We start from the raw sequence: 22,594 nt of genomic DNA on the forward strand, positions 1-22,594 counted from the left end.
GATGGCTGTTGTCGAGGTGGGTGTAGCTTTCGGTGGTGAGGATGCTTTCGTGACCAAGCATCTCCTGCACCTGGCGGATCGAGGCTCCTCCCTCGAGCAGATGGGTGGCAAAGGAGTGGCGGAAGGTGTGGGGGCTGATGTGCTTGTGAATGCCGGCTCTTTGGGCGGCCTCCTTGAGGATGGTGAAGACCATCACGCGGGTAAGTTTACCGCCGCGGTTGTTCAGGAAGAGGATGTCTTCGTTCGAACGGGCTCCGGGACGCTTGTCGAGGTAGCGGTGAATGCGTTCGCGTGCCACGGCGCTGATGGGAACGATCCGTTGTTTGTCGCCCTTTCCGATGACGCGGATGTACCCTTCGCCGAAGAAGAGGTCCTGAATCCGGAGCGAGGTGAGCTCCGAGACGCGCAGTCCGCACGAGTAGAGCACTTCGAGCATGGCCTGGTCGCGCAGCCCCTTGACCGTCGAGGTGTCGACCGTGGCGATGATGCGGTCGATTTCGTCGGTGGAGAGGACGTCGGGGAGCTGTCGTCCGAACTTGGGGCTTTGTACGAATTCGGCGGGCGAAGCATCGATCTGATCGTTGATCATCAGGAAGTTGAAGAAGCTCCTGACGCTGCTCAGCGCGCGGGCCTGGGAGCTTTTTTCGCGGCCCCGGTCGTAAAGCCAGGCCATGTAACGCTCGACCATCGCGGCCTCGACCTTTCGGGGCGGGACGTCCCACATCCGGAGGATGAAGTGCGCGAACTGTCTCAGGTCGCGCATGTAGGCCTCGACGGAGTTTGCCGAGAGTCGTTTTTCGAGCTTGATGTAGGTGGCGTACCGCCGGCCGGCATCGGCCCATTTTTTTGTATTTTCTGCCATGATGGTGGAGCTATCCGGGGAAATAATCGTAACTTTGTCCGTACGAAGATAGGAAAATTTTACATAATATGGAGTACGTATCGTTGCAGATTCCGGTGACGGAGGCCGAACAGGGGGAGATCCTGACGGCGGAACTGGCCGACTATCCGTTCGAGAGTTTCGAGACCGAGGGTGGTCTGCTGAAGGCCTATATTCCTCAGGAGCGGCTTGCCGACTGCAAGTCGGAGGTTGATTCCCTGCTGGAGCGTTACGGGGTGCATGGGCGTTACATCGCCATCGAGCCCCAGAACTGGAACGCCCTCTGGGAGCGGAACTTTCCGGCCACGGACGTCGAGGGTCGGCTGCGGATCCGGGCACCGTTCCACGAGGCGGCCCCGGCCGGGGAGCTGGAGGTGGTTGTGATGCCGAAGATGTCGTTCGGCACGGGTCACCATGCCACGACATGGCTCATGTCGCGGGCGATTCTCGACCTGGGGGTAGCTGGGCGCAGCGGACTGGACATGGGCAGCGGCACGGGGGTGCTGTCGATCGTTGCGGTGAAGTGCGGCGCCACGCACATGGACGCCGTGGACATCGACGACTGGGCCGACGCCAACTGCCGGGAGAATATCGTCGCGAACGGCGTCGAAGATCGTATCACGCCGATGCTGGGCGACGTGCGGCGGATCGCCGGCCGCCGCTACGATTTCATTCTGGCCAACATCAACCGCAACATCCTGCTTTCGGACATGCTCTCCTATGCGGCGACGCTCAACGAAGGAGGCGATCTGTTGATGAGCGGCTTCCTCGAGGCGGATGTTCCCTTGATCGTGGCGGCGGCCTCCGAACTGGGCATGGAGCCCGTTTCGACGGCCATGCGCGACGGTTGGATGATGGTCCACGTACGGCGGACGAAGTGACGCAGACGCTGCGGTGAGAAGTTACAAGGGGCGCGGCATCGTGCTGCATACGCTCAAATACGGCGATTCATCGCTGGTGGCCTACCTGCTGACCGACGTTGGGGGACGCCGCAGCTATATGGTCCAGGGGGTCCGCAGCCGCCGGGGCCACGGTTCGAAACTGGCTCTTTTCCAGCCGATGTTTCCGGTGGAGTTCGAGGGGCTGGAGTCATCGCGCCAGCAGATGGACCGCTTTAAGGAGGTCCGGGCGGGATTTGCGTTGCAGAGCCTGCCGTTCGACGTACGCAAGTCGACTATGGCGCTCTTCATGGCCGAGACGCTCTACCGGCTGGTCCGCGAGAGTGAGCCCAACGAGCCGCTGTTCGATTTTGTGTGGAACTCGGCGCTGGCGCTGGATGCCCTGGAGAGCGGGGTTTCGAACTTTCACCTGTGGTTTCTGGCCAATCTGAGCCTGCTGTTGGGTTTCCGGCCGGGCAACGACTATCGGCCGGGGTGGTGGTTCGACATCCGGGAGGGGCTTTATACCCCGACGCCACCGCTCCACCCCGGATCGATGGATCCGGCCCGTGCGGCGTTGCTGGACCGGCTGCTGGGCCTCGACGTGCGCGAACTGGGGTCGCTCGGACTGAACCGTGCGCAGCGTTCGGAGTTTCTGAATGCGATGCTGACCTATTTCGGTTACCATCTCGATGCGATCAGTTCGGTTCGTTCGGTGCACATACTGCGGGAGGTGTTTTGACGTTTGATTGACAGAAGGGATAACAGTAAAATAATAGCAGATCGTATGAAAAAGCGTATCATCGTAATGTTGGCCGCGATTGCGGCATGTGGGGGGAGCGTCGAGGCCCAGCAGCCGGAGCCGCTGCTGCTGGAACCGGAGTCGAAAGTGGTGTTCAAACCGGATACGTTGCTTCGCCATACGAATCCGGGTTTTACGCTTCCGGATTCGCTGGCCCACCTGTCACCGTGGCGGCCGGACTACGAGACAATGGGACCGATGCGTACGAAGCCGAAGATTTCGATGTCGTCGATCGTGGAGATCCAGCGGGAGAATCTGCCGTCGCGGGTGACGGTGATTGACAACAACACGCTGCGTCTGGGTCCGCACTTTACGGTTTCGAACGGTCAGGCGTGGAACTGGGGCCCCTTTCCGGATGCCTACCTCGATGCCCGGACGTTCTCGTTCCCGATGCGTTGATCTCCGGATATGGATGAATCCTCCCGGAACAAAAAAGGCCGATCCCGAAAGGACCGGCTTTTTTCATCTTTTCTTCAGCGCGGGTCTCTTCAGCGCGGATCTCTTCAGCGCGGATCTCTTCAGCGCGGGTCTCTTTAACGCGGAGCCTTTTTCCTGCGCCGCCCCTTTCCCCGACCGGTTCCGGGCCTCTTCCAGTTCCGTGAGACGCTTTCCTGCCCGGGTCCCTGCCGGGCTTGTGTCATGCTTTTCCGACCGGTTCCGGGCCTCTTCCAGTCCCGTGAGACGCTTTCCCGATCCGGGATGAAGCGGCAGCCCCTTTGAACGGGCTCCTTCCTCCACCCTCTTTCCGAATCCTCCTTGCCGGACGCTGCCGGACGCCTCGGCCGTGCGGCTGAAAAAGTAACTCTTCTGCCGGCGCTTCTCCTCCTGCGAGCGGGCCACGTAGACCGCCTCGTGCGTATAGGGGTTCTCTCCGGTGTAGAACATCACCGACGAGAGGGTCATCGGCGTGGGTGTGAGGTCCTGCACCTGCTCCAGATTGAAGTGCAGGCGCCCCAGCACCTTTTCGGCCAGCGCCTTCATGTCCTGCTCCGTACACCCCGGGTGCGAGGAGATGAAGTAGGGAATCAACTGGTAGGGCAGCTTCTCCTCGCGGCAGATGCGGTGGAAATCCGTATTGAGCTTTTCGAAGAGGGTGAACGGCGGTTTTCGCATCAGCCGCAGTACGCGCTCTTCGGTGTGTTCCGGGGCGACCTTCAGCCGGCCGGAGGTGTGGTGGACGAGCACCGTGCGCAGGTAGGGCGAGTCGTCGAAGAGGTCGTAGCGTATGCCGCTTCCGATGAAGGCCTTCTTGATCCCCTTCACGGCGCGGATTTTGGCGTAGAGATCGAGTAGCGGCCGGTGGTCGTTGTCGAGGTTGGGACACTTCGCCGGATGGAGACACGAGGCCCTCCGGCAGCGGGCGCAGAGTGTCCGGTCGCGGCCGCCCATGCGGTACATGTTGGCCGAGGGGGCCCCGACGTCGGAGAGATAGCCCTTGAATCCGGGCATTTTCACGACGCGTTCGACCTCGGCGAGGATCGAGCGCTCGCTGCGCGAGTGGACGAACTTGCCCTGATGGGCCGAGATGGTGCAGAAGGAGCATCCGCCGAAACATCCGCGGTGGATATTGACCGAGAACTTGATCATCTCCCAGGCGGGGATCTCTCCGCGGCCGTTGTAGCGCGGATGGGGGGCTCGCTCGTAGGGGAGGTCGAACGAATGGTCGAGCTCCTCGGTCGAGAGGGCGGCGTTCGGCGGCGTCACGACGACATAGCGGTCGCCGACCTGTTCGACGAGCGTTGCTTCGGGCTCCATCAGGTTGCTCTGGGTCTCGATGACGGTGAAGTTTTCGCCGAAGGCGCGCTTGTCGGCGGCACACTCCTCGAAGGAGTGGAGACGGATCGTCCGCTCGGGATCGAGCCGCGCGACGTAGCTTTTGTCGGAGAGGAAGGCCACCTGTCGGATCTTGCGCAGCAGTTTGGCGTTGTATCCGTTGCGCATGGCGCGTGCGACCTGCTGGATGACGCGTTCGCCCATGCCGTAGATCAGCAGATCGGCGCCGCTCTCGACCAGCACCGAAGGCTTGAGCCGGTTGCTCCAGTAGTCGTAGTGGGTCAGCCGCCTGAGCGAGGCCTCGATGCCGCCGACAACGACCGGGACGTGCGGATAGAGGCGCTTGAGGATCTGCGAGTAGACCGTCACGGCGTAATCGGGCCGGAAACCGGCTTTTCCGCCCGGGGTGTAGGCATCGTCATGGCGCAGCCGGATGTTGGCCGTGTAGTGGTTGACCATCGAGTCCATGGCTCCGGCCGTCACGCCGAAGAACAACCTCGGCGCGCCCAGTTTGGTGAAGTCGCGCAGGTCGTCCCTCCAGTTGGGCTGGGGGACGATTGCCACGCGATAGCCTTCGGCCTCGAGCAACCGTCCGACGACCGCCGCCCCGAAAGCCGGATGGTCGATGTAGGCATCGCCCGAGAAGAGGATCACATCGAGCTGATCCCATCCGCGATCGCGGACCTCCTTGATGGTTGTGGGCAGAAACATCTTCTTGCGAATAGGGTTGTTCCGGAGACGCAGGCCTTCCGGATCCGGTCATGTGTCTGGTTTTGTGGGTCTATTGCTCCTCCTGACCGCGGGCGCCGGCGACGTAGGTGTCCCACCGGGCCAGCAGGGCCTTGAAGTCGTCGGGGAGTTCGCTGTCGAAGAGGACCTGCTGATGGGTGGCCGGGTGCTCGAAACCCAACAGCCGGGCGTGGAGCGCATGGCGTGGCATCACGGCGAAGCAGTTTTCGATGAACTGCCTGTATTTGGCAAAGGTCGTGCCCTTGAGGATGCGGTCGCCGCCGTAACGCTCGTCGTTGAAGAGCGGATGTCCGATCCAGGCCATGTGGACGCGGATCTGATGGGTGCGTCCCGTCTCGAGCCGGCACTCCACGAGGGTGACGTATCCGTATCGGCGCAGCACCTTCCAGTGCGTCACGGCGTGCTTGCCCTGCGACCCGTCGGCGAAGACATACATCTTCTGCCGGTCCTTGGGGCTTCGGCCGATGTTTCCGGTGATGGTTCCCTCATCCTCTTCGAGGTTGCCCCAGACGAGTGCGACGTAGCGGCGCTGGATCGTATGGTCGAAGAACTGCTTGGCCAGCCGGGCATGGGTCTGTTCGTCCTTGGCGATGACGAGCAGCCCCGAGGTGTTCTTGTCGATGCGGTGGACCAGTCCGGCGCGGTTCTGCTCCTCGGCCGGGATCCCCTGGGCGTTGAGGTGGTACATCAGGGCGTTGACCAGCGTTCCGGTGTAGTTCCCCACACCGGGATGGACGACCATTCCGGCGGGTTTGTTGACGATAAGCAGATGCTCGTCCTCGTAGGGGATGTCCAACGGGATGTTCTCGGCCACGAGCTCCGTTTCGCGCCGCGGATAGGGCAGCACGATCTGAATGCGGTCGAGCGGCTTGACCTTGTAGCTCGACTTGGCCGGCTTGCCGTTTACGAGGATGTTTCCGCTGTCGGCCGCGGCCTGAATACGGTTGCGCGAGCAGTGCTCCATCCTCACGGTGAGGAACTTGTCCAGCCGCATCGGGGTCTGCCCCTTGTCGGCCGTCACGGCGAAGTGCTCATAGAGCCCGGCCTCCTCTTCGCCCTCATCGCCGGATTCGTCGATATCGGACAGTTCGTCGTCGGCTGCGGCCTCTTTTCCGTTCGAGGTCCGGGCCTTTGCACCCTCTTCACCCTCCGACTCGAGCCTCTCTTTGACCGTCCGCTCCGCAGAACGGGCCCCCGCCGACGTTTCCGTTGTTCCGCCCGCGGACATCTCCGCGGACATCTCTGCGGACGTCTCCGTCCCCATTTCCGTCCTCGTCTCTGCCCCCGTCGGCTTCGACGGCGAAGTGTTATTCAGCAAATCGCGCTTCATCAGTCGAAAAAGCCTTCGTTATCGTCGTTTTCCCGGGTGCGGTCCGCCTCCCGGGGGCCTTCCAGCGTCTCATCCAGCGAGATCCGGGCCAGCGAATCGGCCTCCAGCTGTTCCTCGGCCTTGCGGGCTTCGGCCGCCTGAGCGGCCAGCTTTTCGGCCTCGGAGCGGTACTTCCCGAGTTTCTCCATGTCGAGCGTGAGCCGCAGATCGATGCGCGAACCCAGCGAGGCGCTGTGCTCCGCCCCGGGGATCTGGATGTAGACGCGGGCCTCCTTCTGATTGAGCAGATTGATCCCTTCGTCGAAGTCGATGCGACCGACGTTGAGGCCCGATTCCCAGAGGCGCCCCTTGGCCTGGGCGAGGGGCTGCCCCACCACCTGCGGGACGATCGTCGAGGAGGCGCCCTCCTCGAGACCGACGTAGAGCGTCACGCCGGAGCCCATTTCGGCCTCGATGCGGGAGTTCTGCTGGACGGGCTTGCCGTCACACACCTCTTCGAGGACATAGTTCGTGGCGATGTCCGGGCGGTATACGATTTCGGCGATCTCCAGACCGGCGATTTCGAGCATGTTCTTGGCCTGCCGGAGCGAACGCCCGGCGACATAGGGTACGGGGACCATCTTCTGGCGGAAGGAGTTGATCGTGATGTAGACCGTCCGTCCGGGTTTTACCTCGACGCCGCCCTCGGGGAGTTGGTCGAGGATGATTCCGCCCTCGTATGCCGGGACGAAGAGCGAGTCGTTGATCTGGAGTTTGAGGTCGTGCTTGCGGGCCAGATGGCGAGCCTCGTCGAGCGGAATGCCGGAGAAGTCGGGGACCGTGCGCCGGGCTCCGTGGCGGGTTCCGATCTGCATGAGCAGATGTGCGACGATGGCCATCGCCAGGATGATCACGACGATGAGCAGGAGGTTCCAGAGGAGTTTGTGCTCCCGGAGACGATCGATGAGGCTGGTGGATGGTTTCTGCATGGTGTTGAGGAGTCTATTTCGGCGCTTTCCGGTAGAGGTAGACGGCGATGAACAGGTAGATGATGTTGGGCAGCCAGACGGCCAGACCCGTGGGGAGCGTTCCGCTCTTGGCAAATTCCTCGAAGAATCGGTTGAAGAGGATGTACGAGAAGCAGAGTCCCGTGCCGATGCCGATGTGCAGGCCCGTTCCACCGCGGACCTTGCGCGAGGAGAGCGAGACACCGATCAGCGTGAGGATGAATGTCGAGAGCGGATAGGCGTATCGGGCGTGCTTTTCGACCTCGATGATGTTGATCGAGTCGGAACCCTTGGCACGCTGCTGTTCGAGGAAGCGGTTCAGCTCGGAGATGTTCATGGTCTGAATCAGGTCGTTGATGGCGCCCAGTTCGGCCACTTCGAGGTTGATGAGCGTGTCGAGGTTTCGGAACTGTTCGAAGGTTTCGCCGCCGTCGGCCGTAAATTCACGTTTGGTGTAGCGGGAGGCTGTCCAGCGCTTGGTTTCGGGGTCGAACCGCGCGTCGGCGGCCTCGAGCGAGCGGACCATCTCGCCGTCCTCGTAGCGCTCGAGGACGAAGAACGAGGCCTGGTTGGCGTTTCCGTTGTAGCCGCGGATGTAGGCGAACGTTCCGGGTTCGATCTGCCGGTAGATGTGTCGGTCGTAGCGTGTGTTCTGTTTTTTGGGGATGTACTTCTGCTGGAAGGCGATCACGCGGCTCTGTGCCCGGGGGATGACCCAGAGGTTGAGCGTCAGCGAGAGCGAGGCGATGATCAGTGCGCCGAGGAAGTAGGGCCACATGAGCCGTCGGAAGGACATTCCGCCCGAGAGCATGGCGACGATTTCGGTCTGATAGGCCATCTTCGAGGTGAAGAAGATGCAGGCGATGAAGGTGAACAGGCCGCTGAACTGGTTGATGAAGAAGGGGACGAAGTTCAGGTAGTTCTCCAGCAGGATGGCCTTCATCGGGGCATGTGTGGCCGTGAAGTCGTCGATCTTCTCGGCGTAGTCGAAGATGACGACGATGACGATGATCATCGCGATGGCGAAGAAGTAGGTCGACAGAAACTTGCCGAGTATGTACCGGTCCAGGATCTTGAAGCCGGGGAAGCGGAATTTCATCGGTCAGAGTCTTCTTGTGAGTTTTTCGACCATTGCCTGTTTCCACGGGACGAAGTCGCCGGCCAGGATGTGGCTGCGTGCCTCGCCCACCAGACGCAGGTAGAAGGCGATGTTGTGCAGCGAGGCGATCTGTGCGGCGAGCATCTCGCCGCAGACGGCCAGATGGTGCAGATAGGCCTTCGAGTAGAGCGTGTCGACGAAGGCAAAGCCTTCGGGGTCGATCGGCGAGAAGTCGTCCTCCCACTTCTTGTTTCGGATGTTGATGACGCCCTGGGCGGTGAACAGCTGCCCGTTCCGGCCGTTTCGGGTGGGCATTACGCAGTCGAACATGTCGACGCCTCGTTCGATGGCCTCGAGGATGTTGACGGGCGTGCCGACGCCCATCAGATAGCGGGGCCGGTCCTGGGGGAGGATGGCGTTGACCACCTCGATCATCTCGTACATCACTTCGGTGGGTTCGCCGACGGCCAGACCGCCGATGGCATAACCGTCGGCATCGTACTGCTTGACGTTTTCGGCGGCATGGGCCCGCAGATCGGGGTACGAGCAGCCCTGTACGATGGGGAACAACGCCTGATAGTGGCCGTATTTGGGCGCGGTCTGGTGGTATCGGTTGAAGCATCGGTCGAGCCAACGTTCGGTCAGGGCGAGCGAACGGGCGGCGTAGTCGCGCGGGGCGTCGCCGGGGGGGCATTCGTCGAAGGCCATCATGATGTCGGCGCCGATCGTGCGTTCGGTGTCGATGACGCTCTCCGGCGTGAAGAGGTGCTTCGAGCCGTCGATGTGCGAGCGGAAATGACACCCCTCCTCGCGCAACTTGCGGCAGTCGGCCAGCGAGAAGACCTGGAAACCTCCGCTGTCGGTGAGCATCGGGCCGTCCCAGGTCGAGAAGCGGTGGACGCCACCGGCGCGTTCGATGATCTCCATTCCGGGTCGGAGATAGAGGTGGTATGTATTGGCCAGAATGATCTGGGCACGGGCCTCGTTCTTCACGTCGCGGTGGAAGATTCCCTTGACGGTGGCGGCCGTACCGACGGGCATGAAGATCGGCGTAAGGATCTTTCCGTGGTCGGTGACGATCTCACCGGCGCGGGCGGCCGAGGCGGGGTCTTTGTGTTGGAGGGTAAATTTCATATGCATCTATTCGGCAAAAATACATAAAATATTCGTATCTTTGCGCATATTTTGTCAATATGCGATTCTTCGAACAAATTCTGGTCAGCTATGGCTGGGAGGGCCTTGCGCTTGCGGGGTCGATCCTTCTGATGTTCGGCGTACAGCTCTACTACTATATCTTTGTCTACGGTCGCATTCCAGGCTACAAGAACAACCGTCGGGCGGCGATTCTTGACCGGGAGCCTCCGGTTTCGGTGATCATTCCGATGTTTTCGGAGGACTACACGTTTGTGGAGGAGCGTCTTCCGCTGATACTGGCGCAGGCCTATCCCGATTTCGAGGTAGTGATCGTCTACGTGGGTCACGATACGGATTTCTATGAGGATCTCATGCGGCTGAAGCAGTCCTTCCCGCAGATCACGACGACGAAGATTCATCTGGATCCTCGTTTCCCGATTTCGCGGAAGATGGCGCTTAACGTGGGCATCAAGTCGGCGCACTGCGAGCATCTGCTCTTCACTTCGACGGATGCCTGCCCGCAGACCGACCGCTGGCTGTCGCTGATGGCCAAGGGCTTCATGCGGGGCGACATCGTGGTGGGCTATTGCGGTGTCGAGCGTCGGAAGGGTTTTGCCAACTACCTGATGCGGACGTGGCGGATGATGCACGCGGCCGACTGGATCGCGCGTGCGGTGCGCAACCGGGCCTACCGGGGGACGCTTCATAACCTGGGTTTCACCAAGAGCCTCTACTTCGGGGTCAACGGCTTCGACCACCTGAACATGAACATCGGTGAGGATGATCTCTTCATGCAGCGGATCATGACGCGCGACAACGTGAGTGTGATTCTTTCGCCGCGGGCGACGCTTCGCGAGAGGACGTGGGGCGGACTGGGCTGGTGGATGAGCCAGCTGCGCTACTACGGTTCGGCCTTCCGGTTCTATCCGCGCGACGTGAAGAGTTATATCCGCTGGGAGCCGGTGTCGCGAAGTCTCTTCTTCGTGACGGTGATCTGCGCGCTGGCGGTCATGCCGCTGGAGTATAAGCTCGGAGCACTGCTCTTTCTGCTGCTGCGCTACGGCATTGTGGTGTGGGAGGTCCGGCGGGTGGCACGTCGTTTGGGTGAAGAGGGGATCCTGGGGCGTTACTTTCTGTATGATCTGCTGAGCCCGCTGTGGGCGGCGGCGCTGGCCCTGACGCTGGTGCGTCGAGACGAACGCGTATGGAGATAGCCGACTATATCGTAGCCGACGACCGGGAGCTGGTTACGCAGGCGCTCAAGGGGGACGACACGGCCTTCGAGTACCTGTTCAACCGCTATCGGGATGCGATCCACCGCCTCTTCGTGCAGCGGCTCGGGGGGACAAACGATGCCGACGACCTGCTGCAGGAGACCTTCATCAAGGTCTATATCAACCTGCACCGTTACAGCGGTGAATTCACCTTCGGACAGTGGGTCTATACCATTGCGCGGAACACCTTCATTGATTTTGTGCGGCGGCGTCAGGATGATCTTCCGATCGACGAACGTTTTGCCGCTCCGGCCTCGAGTGCCCCGACCCCCGAGGAGAGTGTCATCAACCTGCAGCAGCGGACGCAGATCGAGCACTATCTCGAACGGCTGGCTCCGCGCTACCGGCAGTTGATTGTCATGCGCTTCTTCGACGAGTACTCCTACGAGGAGATTGCGGCCAAGCTCTCGCTGCCGCTCGGGACGGTGAAGACGCAGATCCACCGGGCCCGGGAGCAGATGTGCCGGCTGATCGCCGAAGGCGAGAATCGGTGAGGCCGTTGAACCCGCCCGGGATGCCGGACCGATGCCGGAATGCCCCCCCCCTGATAAATCAAACCCCGGACATGCCGGCTGCGGCCGGAGAAACCGAAAAACCGAAAGACGATGAACGACCTGGAAAAAATCTACGGATACTTCCCCGAACTGGATGCCGTGCAGCGTGAGCGGCTGGCGGCCCTGTATGATCTCTACGCCGACTGGAACGCGAAGATCAACGTCGTTTCGCGCAAGGATTTCGACCAGCTTTACGTGCGGCACGTGCTTCACTCGCTGGCCATCGCGAAGGTGTGCCGCTTCGACGACGGGGCGCGGATTCTCGACGTGGGATGCGGCGGGGGATTCCCCTCCATTCCGCTGGCGATCCTCTTCCCGGGGGCGCACTTCATGGCGGCGGATTCGATCCGCAAGAAGATCACAGTGGTCGAGGAGGTCTCGCGGAGCCTGGGGCTTGAGAACCTGACGCCGCGCTGCGTGCGGGTCGAGACGCTGACCGAACGCTTCGACTACGTGGTGTCGCGGGCCGTGACGGCGATGCCGGAGTTCGTGAAGTGGGTGTGGCCGAAGCTCGAACGGGGTCGGCATGGCACGCTGCCCAACGGCATCCTCTACCTCAAAGGGGGCGATCTGGCCGAGGAGCTGGCCCGTACGGGTAAACACTGGGATCTCTACGATATACATACGTTCTTCGACGAAGAGTTCTTCGAGACGAAAAAGGTGGTCTACACCCCGAAAAAATAGCGTCGGTTTAGCTCTCCGAAACGCTGCTAAGGTTGTTCCCTGTGGTGTTCGTGCTTTACGCCGTGGCGGGCTGCCTGATCGCCGGGGTCAATCTGTTGACCATGCACGCTTTGGCCGCAACGCTCCGCCGCCGTCCGCGGAACTGTCCCCTTCCCGCCTTTTCTCTGCTTTTTCAACCTCTCCCGGTCTCCCCCCCCCACTCTGTCTCTTCTCTGCCTCTCCCCGCAGAACGGGGACCGAATCCGAACAAGCCTCCTTTCGCTCTCTGAGTCCCGCTTTTTATATTGCTGAATCTCAAAAAGAAATGCTGTTCATTATAGACAAATGAATGGCATTTTTTGTAATTTTGTACAGCTTATAATGAATATCTTCGCATATGAAGAAATGGCAGAAAACAGTCGGTATTATTGCATTTGCGCTGATTGTCATATATGAGTTATTGATATGGGTAAATGCCTATGTAGATATGAAGTACATAGTAGAGCCCAATGGAAATAACTTTTTGGCAGAGCGTATGTATATGCGTATTGGCTCATTATCCTTTGGGATGTGGCTGAACTTTGCCTTGACGATATTCCTGTTCATATGCCTTTGGCATAAAGAAGGCAAGCGATGAAAAGATTGGGTAAGCTGATCGCGTATTAAGCGGGTTCGTTTTTCATTCGGGTGCTCAGCAGTCCGCAGGCGGCCTGAATATCCTCCCCGCGTGAGGCGCGGATGGTGGTCTGAATGCCGCGGGCGGTCAGGGCATCGCGGAACCGGATCATCGCTTCGGCGTCGGGCGAGAAGTAGGGCGAATCGGGAATGCGGTGGAAACGGATCAGATTGATCCGGCACTTGATGCCGTTGAGCAGCCGCGAGAGTTCGCGGATATGGCGCGGCGAGTCGTTCAGTCCGCTCATGACGATGTATTCGAACGAGACGCGCCGCTGATGGGTGAAGTCGTACCGGCGCAGGATCTCCATGACGCGGGCGATGGGCCAGACCTTCTCGACGGGCATGATCTCGGCCCTTTCGTCGTGAAAAGGGTTGTGCAGGCTGACGGCCAGATGGACCTTCGACTCGTTGAGGAACCGCTCGAGCTGGGGGACGACGCCGGCCGTGGAGAGGGTAATGCGGGTCGGCGACCAGGCAAACCCCCACTCGGCGGTGAGGATCTCGAGGGCCCGCAGCACGTTGTCGGCATTGTCGAGCGGTTCGCCCATACCCATGAAGACGAGATTCGAGAGCCGGTCGCGTTCGGGGAGCGAAACCACCTGGTTGAGGATCTCGGCCGCCGAGAGTGACTGCTGCAGCCCCTGTCGTCCCGTGGCACAGAAGCGGCAGCCCATGCGGCATCCGGCCTGCGACGAGACGCAGAGGGTCGCACGGTCGCCGTCGGGGATATATGCCGACTCGATGAAATGCCCTTCGAGCGTACGGAAGAGATACTTCTTGGTGCCGTCCGCCGAACGGGTTTCGCGTTCTGGCGCGGAGAGCACCGGGGTGAAGCGTTCGGCCAGCCGCTGGCGGTTGGCAGCCGAGAGGTCGGTCATCCGCAGCGGATCCTCCGTGTGGCGGACATAGAGCCAGCGGGCGATTTGCCGGGCCGCAAACCGCGGCAGACCCAGTTCGTTGCAGAGGGCGGCAAGCTCCTGTGGATTTTTCCCGTATAACGGCTCACGATCAGTCATTTTTGCATCCTGAGGTTTGGTTTTCGAGGACAAAAGTAGGTAAAAAATGAAGATTTTTATTCCGAGGCGCTCAATTTTGAATTTTTATCTCTATATTTGTGGTGCATAGCGCGCCTGTCCCGTATCGGGGTTGGGAGATTATGCGCCGGCCGGACCGAGGGGCTGATGACGAAGCGGGGGGGGGAGGAGTGCCCTCTGTCGTAAGCCCTTGAGACCGGACCGCAACCCGAACACGTCGGAACAATTAAAACTTGAAATATGGAAATCAAAAAATCACCCAAAGCGGACCTGAACAACAAACGGGGCCTTTTGCTTGAGATCGGTCTTGTCGTATCACTCTTGCTCGTGATCGGGGCCTTCTCGTACACCCCCGAAGAGAAGCGTATCGAGAAAGTGGACCTGCAGGCGCCTATCGTTGAAGAGCAGATCGTAGAGATCACGCGTCAGGATCAGAAACCGCCCGAGACCCCCAGAAAGGTGGAGGTAAAGGTTATTGCCGACCTGCTTCAGGTCGTGACCAATGACACGAAGATTACCACGGAGGTCGACTTTACGGAGTTTGACGAGGATGTGGATGTCGTGCAGACGGTCGGTGTCGTCGAGGAGGAGGTTGTCGAGGATGACCAGCCGTTCCTGATTGCCGAGACGATGCCCTCGTTCCAGGGCGGTGACCTCAATACGTTCCGTGCGTGGGTTCAGCAGAATGTGAGGTTCCCGCAGATTGCCCTGGAGAACGGTATTCAGGGCCGAGTGGTTCTGTCGTTCGTGATTGAGAAGGACGGCCGTCTGACCAACATCCAGGTGCTGCAGACTCCGGACCGTTCGCTGTCGGAGGAGGCCGTCCGCGTGCTGAGCAAGTCGCCGAAGTGGACGCCGGGCAAACAGCGTAACCAGGTTGTACGTGTGAAGTATACGTTGCCGGTGGATTTCCGCGTACAGAACTGATGCGGATCTTCGGATCATTTGAATATAGGGTATCCTGCTTCGTGGAGGATACCCTTTTTGTCGCATGGAGTCAATCCGCGGGAGCGGTTTTTGCCGGCTTCGGTCGCGGGAAACATAGTTGATCAGGAAAATTTTGGAAGAGAAGAGACAAATGCCCCGGTCGAAACAGGAGGGGGCAAACGAAACAGGAACGGAGGAGCTGCGTGAACGGGCGGTACTGGTTGCCGTGGTACGTGACAATCAGGATGCGCGCCAGACCGACGAATACCTCGACGAGCTGGAGTTTCTGGCCGAGACGGCCGATATCCGGGCTGTGAAACGCTTTACGCAGCGTCTGCCGCAGCCTTCGGCCCGCATCTACGTGGGGCCGGGCAAACTGGCCGAGATCGTCGAGTACTGCAAGGAGGAGGAGATCGACGTGGTGATCTTCGACGACGAACTGAGCCCGTCGCAGACGCGCAATATCGAAAAGGAGCTTCCGTGCCGGCTGCTGGACCGCACGCGTCTGATTCTGGACATCTTTCTGTCGCGGGCTCAGACGGCCTATGCCAAGACGCAGGTCCAGCTGGCCCACAACGAATACATGCTGCCGCGGTTGTCGGGACTGTGGACCCACCTCGAGCGGCAGCGGGGCGGTACGGGCACGCGCGGCGGTGCCGGTGAGCGAGAGATCGAGACCGACCGCCGAATCATCCGCAACCGCATCGCCAAGCTGAAGGAGGATCTGAAGAAGATCGACCGCCAGATGGCCGTCCAGCGTTCGAACCGCGGATCGCTGGTCCGGGTGGCGCTGGTGGGCTATACGAACGTCGGGAAGTCGACGCTGATGAATCTGATTTCGAAGAGCGACGTCTTTGCCGAGAACAAGCTCTTTGCGACCCTCGACACGACGGTCCGCAAGGTGGTCTTCGACAACCTGCCGTTCCTGCTTTCGGACACGGTGGGCTTCATCCGCAAGCTGCCTACCGAACTGATCGAATCCTTCAAGTCGACGTTGGACGAGGTTCGCGAGGCGGATCTGCTGGTCCACGTGGTGGACATTTCGCATCCGCAGTTCGAGGATCAGATCGCCGTAGTGAAGCAGACGCTGCAGGAGATCGGTGCCGGAGACAAGCCGGTTTATCTGGTCTTCAACAAGGTGGATGCCTACCGGTGGGTGGAGAAGGCCGAGGACGACCTGACGCCCGCCACGCGCGAGAACCTTTCGCTCGAGGATCTGAAGAAGAGTTGGATTGCGCGGGCCAATACGCCGTGCATCTTCCTCTCGGCGCTGCAGAAGATCAACCTGGAAAAATTCCGCTCGGATCTGTACGGGATGGTGCGAGAGATTCATGCCGGGCGTTATCCGTTCAACAATTTTCTCTATTGACAAACATCCCAAATCCCTATGACACTTCACGTACTTTCCCAACAGAACACGGTTCTGAACAAGTTTCTTTCGCAGATCCGCGACCGCGAGATCCAGAAGGACTCGATGCGATTCCGACGGAACATGGAACGGATCGGCGAGATCACGGCCTATGAGATTTCGAAGACGCTGAATTACCGTCCGCAGGTGGTTGAGACGCCGCTGGGCGAGGCCACGGTACAGGTGATCGACGACCAGCTGGTCATTGCGACGATCCTGCGTGCGGGACTCCCCTACCACCAGGGCTTTCTGAACTATTTCGACGATGCGCAGAATGCCTTTGTATCGGCCTACCGCAAGAGCACGAAGGACGGGAAATTCACGGTAAAGGTCGAGTATATCTCGTGCGGGAGCCTCGAGGGGAAGACGCTGCTGCTGGTTGATCCGATGCTGGCGACGGGCTCGTCGCTGGTTCTGACCTACAATGCGCTGTGCGAGAAGGGCGGCGTACCGGCCTGCACGCACGTGGCGTCGGTGATTGCCAGCGAGCAGGGTGTTGACTACGCAATGAAGCACATGCCTCACCAGAATACGACGATCTGGACGGCGGTGGTCGACGAGGAGCTGACCTCGCGTTCGTACATCGTTCCGGGCATCGGCGATGCCGGAGACCTGGCCTACGGCGAAAAGATCTGACGGTGATGAGGCGGAAGATCGGATTTGTTCTGGCGGTTTTTGCGGCCACGGTGGTACTGATGGTGCTCCAGAAGCCGGTTTTCATGGCGTGGTACGCCGCGGAGGCGGCCGGAGCCGGTTTCGGGGGTTGGATGGCGGTGCTTTGGCACGGTCTTTCGCTTGATCTGACGGTGGCGGGCTACGTGACGGCCGTGCCGCTGCTGGTGATGCTCGCGTCGCTGTGGGTGCGCCTTCCGGAGCGGCTGTGGCGGGGAATCCTTACCGGGTATTTCGTGCTGGTGTCGGTCCTGACGGCGGTGATCTTTGCCGTGGACGTGGCCCTTTACGAACATTGGGGCTTCCGCCTCGATGCGACGATCCTGATCTACCTCTCCGATCCGAAGGAGGCGATGGCGAGTGTGGATTTCTGGCTCGGGGTGCGTCAGACGCTGCTGGCGGCCCTTTATGCCGCGCTGATGATCTGGCTCTACCGCCGCACGCTGCGGTTTTTCGACGGCCAGCGGGTCGGCTGGCGCACGGCTTCGGTCGGGAGTCTGGTGATGCTGCTGTTGGCGGGCTTCGACTTTCTGGCGATCCGCGGCGGCATGGGGGCCTCGACGGCCAACGTCTCGAAGGTCTACTTCAGCTCGGAGATGTTTCTGAATCATGCGGCGACGAATCCCGTCTTTTCGTTTCTTTCGAGCCTCGGCGACCGGAATACGGACTACGCCGCGGAGTACCCCTTCTACGACGAGCCGCAGCTCACGGAGCGCTTTGCGGCGCTGCGCGGAAATGCCCCCGGGGCCGAGGCGCCGGCCCGACGGGTGCTTACGACCTCACGGCCGAACGTGGTGCTGGTGATCCTGGAGAGTTTCGCCCGCACGGTGATGGACGAGCGGGTCGACGGCGAGCCGGTGATGCCGAACATGCAGCGGCTCAAGGAGGAGGGGCTCTGGTTCGAGAACTTCTTTGCCAACTCCTACCGCACGGACCGCGGCGAGGTGGCCCTTCTGAGCGGTTTCCCGGCTCAGACGCGCATGTCGATCATGAAACTCCCGGCCAAGAGCCACAACCTGCCTTCGATTGCCCGGACGATGTCCGGGGAGGGGTATGCGACGAGTTTCTCCTACGGCGGCGACCTGAACTTCACGAACCAGGCGTCGTACCTCTATGCCACGGGGTGGCAGGAGCTGGTCTGGCAGAAGGATCTGCACTTCGACCGCGAGGCGGCCGACTGGGGTTACGACGACGAGGTGATGTGCGACTGGTTTGCCGAGCGGGTGATCTCGCTCGACGAGGGCGGACGACCCTTCCTGGCGGCGCTTCTGACGCTGAGCAGCCATACGCCGTTCGATGTTCCCTACTCGAAGTTCGCCGATCCGGTGCTCAATGCGATGGCCTTCTCGGACGCCTGCGTGGGGCGGATGCTCGACCGCCTGAAGGCCTCGCCCGCCTGGCGGAACCTGCTGGTGGTGCTGGTTGCCGACCACGGTTACCCCTACCCGGCGACACTCTCCTACAACGAACCGCTGCGCCATCGGATCCCGATGATCTGGACGGGCGGAGCGGTGGCTGGTCCGCAGCGGATCGAGACCTACGCCTCGCAGATCGACCTGGCGGCGACGCTGCTCGGACAGCTGGGCCTTGCCCACACGGATTTCGACTACAGCAAGGATATTTTCGCGCCGGCGCCGCCGCGCAAGTTTGCCTACTATACGTTCAACGACGGCTTCGGGGTGGTGGATTCGCTGGGTGCCGCGGTGTGGGATGCCACGGGCGACCGTGTGGTGACGGAGACGAATCCCGAGTTGCTGGATGTCGGCCGCACGATGCTTCAGATGACCTATACGGATATCGGGCGGCGTTGAAAAATACCGCATGGTGGGTATTGCGGCATCTGGATTGCCGGATTAATTTTGCGGCAGAATGAAAAAATACCTGATTTTATGTATAAATCCGGAGGATATGGCGGTGATGACCGCATGTGTGACCTGGTTTGCGACCGTTATGCGGTGCTTCAGGTGATGAGCCGTTTCGGCATTGCGCTGGGCTTCGGGGACAAGAGCATTGCGGAGGTGTGTGCCGACAATCAGGTCGATACGGCGACCTTCCTGGCCGTTGTCAACCTGCTGATGAACCACGGCCTCGGGGAGAAGCTTGCTGACGGGATCTCGGTGCGGGCGCTGACCGACTACCTGCACAATTCGCACGGATATTTTCTGAATTTCCGCCTGCCGGCCATCCGCCGCAAGCTGATCGAGGCGGTCGACTGCGCGCAGAACGACGTTTCGTTTGCCATTCTGCGCTTTTTCGACGAGTACGTGGCCGAGGTCCAGCGGCATATGTCCTACGAGGAGCAGCGGGTCTTTCCCTACGTGGAGAAGCTGCTGGCCGGGGAGCGGAGCGCGGACTACTCGATGGAGATCTTCCGGCGCCACCACGACCAGGTCGACGCCAAACTGGGCGAACTGAAGAACATCATCATCAAGTACTACCCCTCGGGGAGCACAAACGAACTGAACGGTGTGCTGTTCGACATCTTCACTTGCGAACAGGAGCTGGCGTCGCACAACGCCGTCGAGGACGAGATCCTCGTTCCGGCCGTCGAACGGCTGGCGGCCGAGGGGATGGAGCGTCCGAAATCGGAGGCGCTGAGTGCCCGTGAGCGGGAGATTGTCGTCTGCGTGGTGAAGGGGATGACGAACAAGCAGATCGCCGATGCGCTCTGCATTTCGGCCCATACGGTGATCACCCACCGGCGGAATATCGCCTCGAAGCTGCAGATCCACTCGGCGGCCGGTCTGACGATCTACGCCATCGTCAACAAACTGGTCGAACTCTCGGAGATCAAGGATACCATCCCGGAAACATAGCCTTTAAACGTACGGACAACCATGACACCCACTCAGAAACCTCATCATCACCATCACACCCACACGCTGACCTCGCTGAACCGGGCCTTTCTGTGGGGCATCTCGCTCAATGCGGGCTTTGTGATCATCGAATTTGCCGTCGGCCTCTTCTACGGGTCGATGGGGCTGTTGTCGGACGCCGGTCACAACCTTTCGGATGTGGCGAGTCTGCTGCTGGCGATGCTGGCCTTCCGTCTGGCGCAGGTCCACGCCACGCCGCACTATACCTACGGCTACAAGAAGAGTACGGTGTTGATTTCGCTGCTCAACTCCGTGATCCTGCTCATTGCCGTCGGGATGATCATTGCCGAGAGTATCGGCCGGATGTTCCATCCCGCACCGGTCGAGGGCGGAGCGATCGCCTGGACGGCGGGTATCGGCGTCGTGGTCAACGGCTTTACGGCCTGGCTCTTCATGAAGGACAAGGACCGTGACCTGAATGTCAAGGGGGCCTACCTGCACATGGCGGCCGATGCGCTGGTTTCGATCGGGGTGCTTCTCTCGGGCGTGGTGATCTCGTGGACGGGATGGACGCTGATCGACCCGATTGTCGGACTGGCCGTGGCGTGTGTGATTGTCGCTTCGGTGTGGTCGCTGACGCGCGACAGCCTGCGCCTGTCGCTCGACGGTGTGCCCGAGGGGATCGACGTCGAACAGATCGGACAGCGCATGTCGACGGTCGAGGGGGTCCGGACGGTCCATCACATCCATGTCTGGGCCATCAGTACGACCGAGAATGCCCTGACGGCCCACGTCGTTGTGACGGACCTTGCGGCCCAGGAGCGGATCAAGCATGATTTGAAGCACCTGCTTTGCGAATTGGGTATCTCGCACGCGACGCTGGAGTTTGAGACCCCGGAGGAGTGTTGTTCCGATTTTTCGGACTGATTCCCGCCCGTCTGCCCGTCTGCCCGTCTGCCCGCCGCCCGTCTGCCCGTCTGCCCGTTGTCCGTCTGTCCGTCTGCCCGTCTGTCCGTCTGCCCACCGCCCGCCGCCTGCCGCCTGCCGCTCCGGTCAATCCGTCCGGAGGGCCGACCGCATTCAATGGGGCTTCTGCCGGTTGAGACTGTCGAAGAGACGGACTCGGGCCGCCGTGACGCCGCGAATTACGTTCCGATCCTTTAAAAAGCGGATTTTTTGGCAATTCCGATCCGAATAGTTGGGGTCGGAATTGTTTGTTTGGGGCAGGGGCACGATCTTTGTGTTTGAAAGTGATGCAACAGGAATTCTGTAAGGGTGACGCAACTTCCCTTGGGACCGGCTCGGCGACGAGTCGGTCTTTTTTTACCCGGTTTTGTGCCGTGACGGGTGACGTCTCTTGCGGAGGGAGTAACGGTCCCTTTCCGATTGCCCGGCCGGCCGCTACGGCACGGGGTCATAGCCGCTGCCGCCCCAGGGATGACAGCGGGCCAGACGGCGGATGGTAAGCCAGAGCCCCTTCAGCGGACCGTACTTGCGCAGCGCCTCGAGGGCATATTGCGAGCAGGTGGGCGTGAAGCGGCACGACGGAGGGGTGAAGGGCGAAATGCAGAGCTGGTAGAAGCGCACGAGCACGATCAGCGGCAGGACGCCGATCCGCTTACAGACGTGCAGCAACCGTTTCCAGAATCCGGCGGACTGCATGGCTGATGGATTTGGCCGAGAGGACCTCTTTCGAGGAGTAGATCAGGGCGATGTCGAGGTTCAGCTCCCCACCTTCCGTGATGATCTGTTTCTGAAGGCGGTAGGCCTCTTTGGTCCGGCGGCGGAGGAGATTTCGCCTGTTGGCGCGTTTATGGAACTTCTTGGGGACCGAGAAGAGGATTTCGACGCTGCGTTCGGTGTCGGGTTCGGCGAACCAGACGTAGCGGAACGGGAAGATGAAGCCGCTCTCGCCGTCGTCGAAGAGTCGGCGCACCGCTCCCAGCGAGCGAAGTCTTTCGTTGCGGGGAAGCGAGTGCGTAGACATGTTTTTCGAAGTTTGGGCCTTCTCGGGAGTCAGCCGGTCGCCCGAGGGGGGGCTGACCCTTCGGAGCTGTTATTTTCGGGTTTCGGTCGTGGTACGGCGCACGCGGCTCTTCTTGGCGAGTTTGTGCTGCTGCGTACGGATGAACTCCTCCTTGCGTGCGTCGGTGACGAGTTCGACGGGCGAGATCTCTTCGCCCTTCTGGATCTTCTGGATGAGCAGATCGATCGCCTTGACCATCGAGGGTGCTACGGGCGTGGGGGCGTTTGCCAGCACGGTGAGTCCGGCCTCCAGGGCGGCCTTGAGCGTACCTTCGCCGAATACGGCGACGGCGGGCAGCCCCTCGTTTCCGAACTTTTCGACCAGGGCCTTGACATCCGAGGGGGAGTAGAGTGCCAGCAGGTCATACTCCTCCATCTTGACGGCCTCGAGATCGCTGGCGACCGTACGGGCCAGGATAACGGGATCGACGGCCAGCTTGAGTTTGGCGAGCGTTTCGGGGAGTTCGGGTTTGTGGGGTTCGCTCAGGGCGAGGAGGAACTTCTCCTCCTTGTGCTTGATGATCAGTTCGACGAGCGAGGTGAACGACCCGTCGGCGAACGAGATCTTTCGTTTTCGGTAAACGATGTACTTCTGGAGATAGAGGGCGACGGCCTCGGTCTGGCAGATGTACTTCATGGTTTCGGGGACGGTGATCCGGGCCTCTTCGCAGATGTGGAAGAAACTGTCGACCGTGGTGCGGGAGGTGAAGATGACGGCGGTGTGATCGAGGATCTCGACACGCTGGGCACGGAACTCCTTCAGCGAGACACCTTCGACCCGGATGAAGGGTTTATAGGCCACTTCGACCTGGTATTTCTGGGCCAGATCGTAGAACGGGGACTTTTCGATGACAGCAGGTTTGGGCTGCGAAACCAGTACGCTCTTTACTTTCAACGTTACGGATGTTTAG

Annotated in this window: 23 protein-coding genes; 13 read left to right on the forward strand and 10 right to left on the reverse strand. The window is 60.6% G+C overall.

Translation table 11 applies throughout. The features are described 5' to 3' along the window. The coding region (gene xerA / locus B5E60_RS08565) for a site-specific tyrosine recombinase/integron integrase (RefSeq protein ID WP_143260701.1) at positions 1 to 862 on the reverse strand (862 nt) is incomplete at its 3' end. A 68-nt stretch (positions 863 to 930) separates the two neighbouring features. On the opposite strand from xerA, the gene prmA reads away from it, so the two are divergent. From prmA to B5E60_RS08580, 3 genes are read left to right on the forward strand one after another with little or no spacing between them, the layout of a single operon-like run. Continuing rightward, on the forward strand, positions 931 to 1,761 hold the full coding sequence (prmA, locus tag B5E60_RS08570) for a 50S ribosomal protein L11 methyltransferase (RefSeq protein ID WP_087311097.1): 831 nt from the start codon (positions 931 to 933) through the stop codon (positions 1,759 to 1,761). Between the two features lie 13 nt (positions 1,762 to 1,774). Continuing rightward, a complete protein-coding gene (gene recO / locus B5E60_RS08575) occupies positions 1,775 to 2,500 on the forward strand; it encodes a DNA repair protein RecO (protein WP_087311098.1) in 726 nt (241 codons plus the stop codon). A 45-nt stretch (positions 2,501 to 2,545) separates the two neighbouring features. After that, the gene (locus tag B5E60_RS08580; RefSeq protein WP_239403289.1) at positions 2,546 to 2,959 is read left to right on the forward strand and encodes a hypothetical protein; all 414 of its coding nucleotides are present in this window, start codon (positions 2,546 to 2,548) and stop codon (positions 2,957 to 2,959) included. 63 nt (positions 2,960 to 3,022) lie between these two features. On the opposite strand, the gene B5E60_RS08585 is transcribed toward B5E60_RS08580, so the two are convergent. The 5 genes from B5E60_RS08585 to tgt form a co-directional block, all read right to left on the reverse strand. Further along, on the reverse strand, positions 3,023 to 5,044 hold the full coding sequence (locus tag B5E60_RS08585) for a YgiQ family radical SAM protein (RefSeq protein WP_239403290.1): 2,022 nt from the start codon (positions 5,042 to 5,044) through the stop codon (positions 3,023 to 3,025). A 70-nt stretch (positions 5,045 to 5,114) separates the two neighbouring features. Continuing rightward, positions 5,115 to 6,347: an RluA family pseudouridine synthase gene (locus B5E60_RS08590; protein ID WP_232009121.1), complete on the reverse strand. Its 1,233-nt coding sequence runs from the start codon at positions 6,345 to 6,347 to the stop codon at positions 5,115 to 5,117. Positions 6,348 to 6,412: 65 nt separating this feature from the next. Then, positions 6,413 to 7,381 (reverse strand): PASTA domain-containing protein, encoded by a 969-nt coding sequence (locus B5E60_RS08595; protein ID WP_087311099.1) that lies wholly within the window; start codon positions 7,379 to 7,381, stop codon positions 6,413 to 6,415. Positions 7,382 to 7,394: 13 nt separating this feature from the next. Then, on the reverse strand, positions 7,395 to 8,498 hold the full coding sequence (locus tag B5E60_RS08600; RefSeq protein WP_087311100.1) for an LptF/LptG family permease: 1,104 nt from the start codon (positions 8,496 to 8,498) through the stop codon (positions 7,395 to 7,397). A 3-nt stretch (positions 8,499 to 8,501) separates the two neighbouring features. Continuing rightward, positions 8,502 to 9,632, reverse strand: coding sequence for a tRNA guanosine(34) transglycosylase Tgt (gene tgt / locus B5E60_RS08605; RefSeq protein ID WP_087311101.1), 1,131 nt, complete (start codon positions 9,630 to 9,632; stop codon positions 8,502 to 8,504). Positions 9,633 to 9,691: 59 nt separating this feature from the next. Between tgt and B5E60_RS08610 the strand changes: the two genes are divergently transcribed. The 4 genes from B5E60_RS08610 (at position 9,692) to B5E60_RS08625 (ending at position 12,760) form a co-directional block, all read left to right on the forward strand. Then, entirely contained in the window at positions 9,692 to 10,846 is a 1,155-nt protein-coding gene (locus B5E60_RS08610) for a glycosyltransferase (protein ID WP_087311102.1), read from the forward strand. Continuing rightward, positions 10,837 to 11,400 carry an RNA polymerase sigma factor gene (locus B5E60_RS08615; protein WP_087311103.1) on the forward strand — a complete coding sequence of 188 codons (564 nt, stop codon included), beginning with the start codon at positions 10,837 to 10,839 and terminating at the stop codon, positions 11,398 to 11,400. The genes B5E60_RS08610 and B5E60_RS08615 overlap by 10 nt, the downstream gene beginning before the upstream one ends. A gap of 120 nt (positions 11,401 to 11,520) precedes the next feature. Further along, positions 11,521 to 12,144, forward strand: coding sequence for a 16S rRNA (guanine(527)-N(7))-methyltransferase RsmG (gene rsmG, locus B5E60_RS08620; protein ID WP_239403296.1), 624 nt, complete (start codon positions 11,521 to 11,523; stop codon positions 12,142 to 12,144). Between the two features lie 376 nt (positions 12,145 to 12,520). Continuing rightward, positions 12,521 to 12,760: a hypothetical protein gene (locus B5E60_RS08625; protein WP_087311105.1), complete on the forward strand. Its 240-nt coding sequence runs from the start codon at positions 12,521 to 12,523 to the stop codon at positions 12,758 to 12,760. A 25-nt stretch (positions 12,761 to 12,785) separates the two neighbouring features. On the opposite strand, the gene rlmN is transcribed toward B5E60_RS08625, so the two are convergent. Further along, a complete protein-coding gene (rlmN, locus tag B5E60_RS08630; RefSeq protein ID WP_087311106.1) occupies positions 12,786 to 13,817 on the reverse strand; it encodes a 23S rRNA (adenine(2503)-C(2))-methyltransferase RlmN in 1,032 nt (343 codons plus the stop codon). A gap of 258 nt (positions 13,818 to 14,075) precedes the next feature. Between rlmN and B5E60_RS08635 the strand changes: the two genes are divergently transcribed. From B5E60_RS08635 to B5E60_RS08660, 6 genes are all read left to right on the forward strand, one after another. Next, positions 14,076 to 14,762, forward strand: coding sequence for an energy transducer TonB (locus B5E60_RS08635; protein WP_087311107.1), 687 nt, complete (start codon positions 14,076 to 14,078; stop codon positions 14,760 to 14,762). 151 nt (positions 14,763 to 14,913) lie between these two features. Beyond that, positions 14,914 to 16,131: a GTPase HflX gene (gene hflX, locus B5E60_RS08640; RefSeq protein WP_087311108.1), complete on the forward strand. Its 1,218-nt coding sequence runs from the start codon at positions 14,914 to 14,916 to the stop codon at positions 16,129 to 16,131. 18 nt (positions 16,132 to 16,149) lie between these two features. Beyond that, positions 16,150 to 16,806, forward strand: a complete 657-nt coding sequence (gene upp / locus B5E60_RS08645) for a uracil phosphoribosyltransferase (protein ID WP_087311109.1) — start codon at positions 16,150 to 16,152, stop codon at positions 16,804 to 16,806. A 5-nt stretch (positions 16,807 to 16,811) separates the two neighbouring features. Beyond that, positions 16,812 to 18,653 (forward strand): LTA synthase family protein, encoded by a 1,842-nt coding sequence (locus tag B5E60_RS08650; protein ID WP_087311110.1) that lies wholly within the window; start codon positions 16,812 to 16,814, stop codon positions 18,651 to 18,653. A 78-nt stretch (positions 18,654 to 18,731) separates the two neighbouring features. Beyond that, positions 18,732 to 19,658 (forward strand): helix-turn-helix transcriptional regulator, encoded by a 927-nt coding sequence (locus B5E60_RS08655; RefSeq protein WP_087311111.1) that lies wholly within the window; start codon positions 18,732 to 18,734, stop codon positions 19,656 to 19,658. A 21-nt stretch (positions 19,659 to 19,679) separates the two neighbouring features. Next, the gene (locus tag B5E60_RS08660) at positions 19,680 to 20,585 is read left to right on the forward strand and encodes a cation diffusion facilitator family transporter (RefSeq protein ID WP_087311112.1); all 906 of its coding nucleotides are present in this window, start codon (positions 19,680 to 19,682) and stop codon (positions 20,583 to 20,585) included. A gap of 474 nt (positions 20,586 to 21,059) precedes the next feature. Here the strand turns inward: B5E60_RS08660 and yidD are convergent, their stop codons facing one another. The 3 genes from yidD to B5E60_RS08675 all read right to left on the reverse strand — a co-directional run bounded on the left by yidD (position 21,060) and on the right by B5E60_RS08675 (position 22,578). Continuing rightward, positions 21,060 to 21,320: a membrane protein insertion efficiency factor YidD gene (gene yidD, locus B5E60_RS08665; protein WP_087311113.1), complete on the reverse strand. Its 261-nt coding sequence runs from the start codon at positions 21,318 to 21,320 to the stop codon at positions 21,060 to 21,062. After that, the gene (locus B5E60_RS08670) at positions 21,277 to 21,645 is read right to left on the reverse strand and encodes a ribonuclease P protein component (RefSeq protein ID WP_087311114.1); all 369 of its coding nucleotides are present in this window, start codon (positions 21,643 to 21,645) and stop codon (positions 21,277 to 21,279) included. Before B5E60_RS08670 ends, yidD begins: the two co-directional genes overlap by 44 nt. Before the next feature lie 69 nt (positions 21,646 to 21,714). After that, a complete protein-coding gene (locus B5E60_RS08675; RefSeq protein ID WP_162992820.1) occupies positions 21,715 to 22,578 on the reverse strand; it encodes a uroporphyrinogen-III synthase in 864 nt (287 codons plus the stop codon). Between the last annotated feature and the right edge of the window lie 16 nt (positions 22,579 to 22,594).

This window comes from Alistipes sp. An116 (assembly GCF_002161005.1).
Taxonomy (GTDB): Bacteria; Bacteroidota; Bacteroidia; order Bacteroidales; family Rikenellaceae; genus Alistipes; species Alistipes megaguti.

What these genes read in the sequence shown, in the direction of transcription:
- B5E60_RS08590 (WP_232009121.1), bottom strand. Translation starts at nt 6,347, where the DNA reads ATGGGGACGGAGACGTCCGCAGAGATGTCCGCGGAGATGTCCGCGGGC.
- B5E60_RS08635 (WP_087311107.1), top strand. Translation starts at nt 14,076, where the DNA reads ATGGAAATCAAAAAATCACCCAAAGCGGACCTGAACAACAAACGGGGC.
- B5E60_RS08625 (WP_087311105.1), top strand. Translation starts at nt 12,521, where the DNA reads ATGAAGAAATGGCAGAAAACAGTCGGTATTATTGCATTTGCGCTGATT.
- B5E60_RS08585 (WP_239403290.1), bottom strand. Translation starts at nt 5,044, where the DNA reads ATGTTTCTGCCCACAACCATCAAGGAGGTCCGCGATCGCGGATGGGAT.
- B5E60_RS08595 (WP_087311099.1), bottom strand. Translation starts at nt 7,381, where the DNA reads ATGCAGAAACCATCCACCAGCCTCATCGATCGTCTCCGGGAGCACAAA.
- tgt (WP_087311101.1), bottom strand. Translation starts at nt 9,632, where the DNA reads ATGAAATTTACCCTCCAACACAAAGACCCCGCCTCGGCCGCCCGCGCC.
- B5E60_RS08650 (WP_087311110.1), top strand. Translation starts at nt 16,812, where the DNA reads ATGAGGCGGAAGATCGGATTTGTTCTGGCGGTTTTTGCGGCCACGGTG.
- B5E60_RS08600 (WP_087311100.1), bottom strand. Translation starts at nt 8,498, where the DNA reads ATGAAATTCCGCTTCCCCGGCTTCAAGATCCTGGACCGGTACATACTC.
- B5E60_RS08615 (WP_087311103.1), top strand. Translation starts at nt 10,837, where the DNA reads ATGGAGATAGCCGACTATATCGTAGCCGACGACCGGGAGCTGGTTACG.
- hflX (WP_087311108.1), top strand. Translation starts at nt 14,914, where the DNA reads ATGCCCCGGTCGAAACAGGAGGGGGCAAACGAAACAGGAACGGAGGAG.
- B5E60_RS08655 (WP_087311111.1), top strand. Translation starts at nt 18,732, where the DNA reads ATGTATAAATCCGGAGGATATGGCGGTGATGACCGCATGTGTGACCTG.
- B5E60_RS08580 (WP_239403289.1), top strand. Translation starts at nt 2,546, where the DNA reads ATGAAAAAGCGTATCATCGTAATGTTGGCCGCGATTGCGGCATGTGGG.
- B5E60_RS08660 (WP_087311112.1), top strand. Translation starts at nt 19,680, where the DNA reads ATGACACCCACTCAGAAACCTCATCATCACCATCACACCCACACGCTG.
- yidD (WP_087311113.1), bottom strand. Translation starts at nt 21,320, where the DNA reads ATGCAGTCCGCCGGATTCTGGAAACGGTTGCTGCACGTCTGTAAGCGG.
- B5E60_RS08610 (WP_087311102.1), top strand. Translation starts at nt 9,692, where the DNA reads ATGCGATTCTTCGAACAAATTCTGGTCAGCTATGGCTGGGAGGGCCTT.
- rlmN (WP_087311106.1), bottom strand. Translation starts at nt 13,817, where the DNA reads ATGACTGATCGTGAGCCGTTATACGGGAAAAATCCACAGGAGCTTGCC.
- prmA (WP_087311097.1), top strand. Translation starts at nt 931, where the DNA reads ATGGAGTACGTATCGTTGCAGATTCCGGTGACGGAGGCCGAACAGGGG.
- B5E60_RS08670 (WP_087311114.1), bottom strand. Translation starts at nt 21,645, where the DNA reads ATGTCTACGCACTCGCTTCCCCGCAACGAAAGACTTCGCTCGCTGGGA.
- upp (WP_087311109.1), top strand. Translation starts at nt 16,150, where the DNA reads ATGACACTTCACGTACTTTCCCAACAGAACACGGTTCTGAACAAGTTT.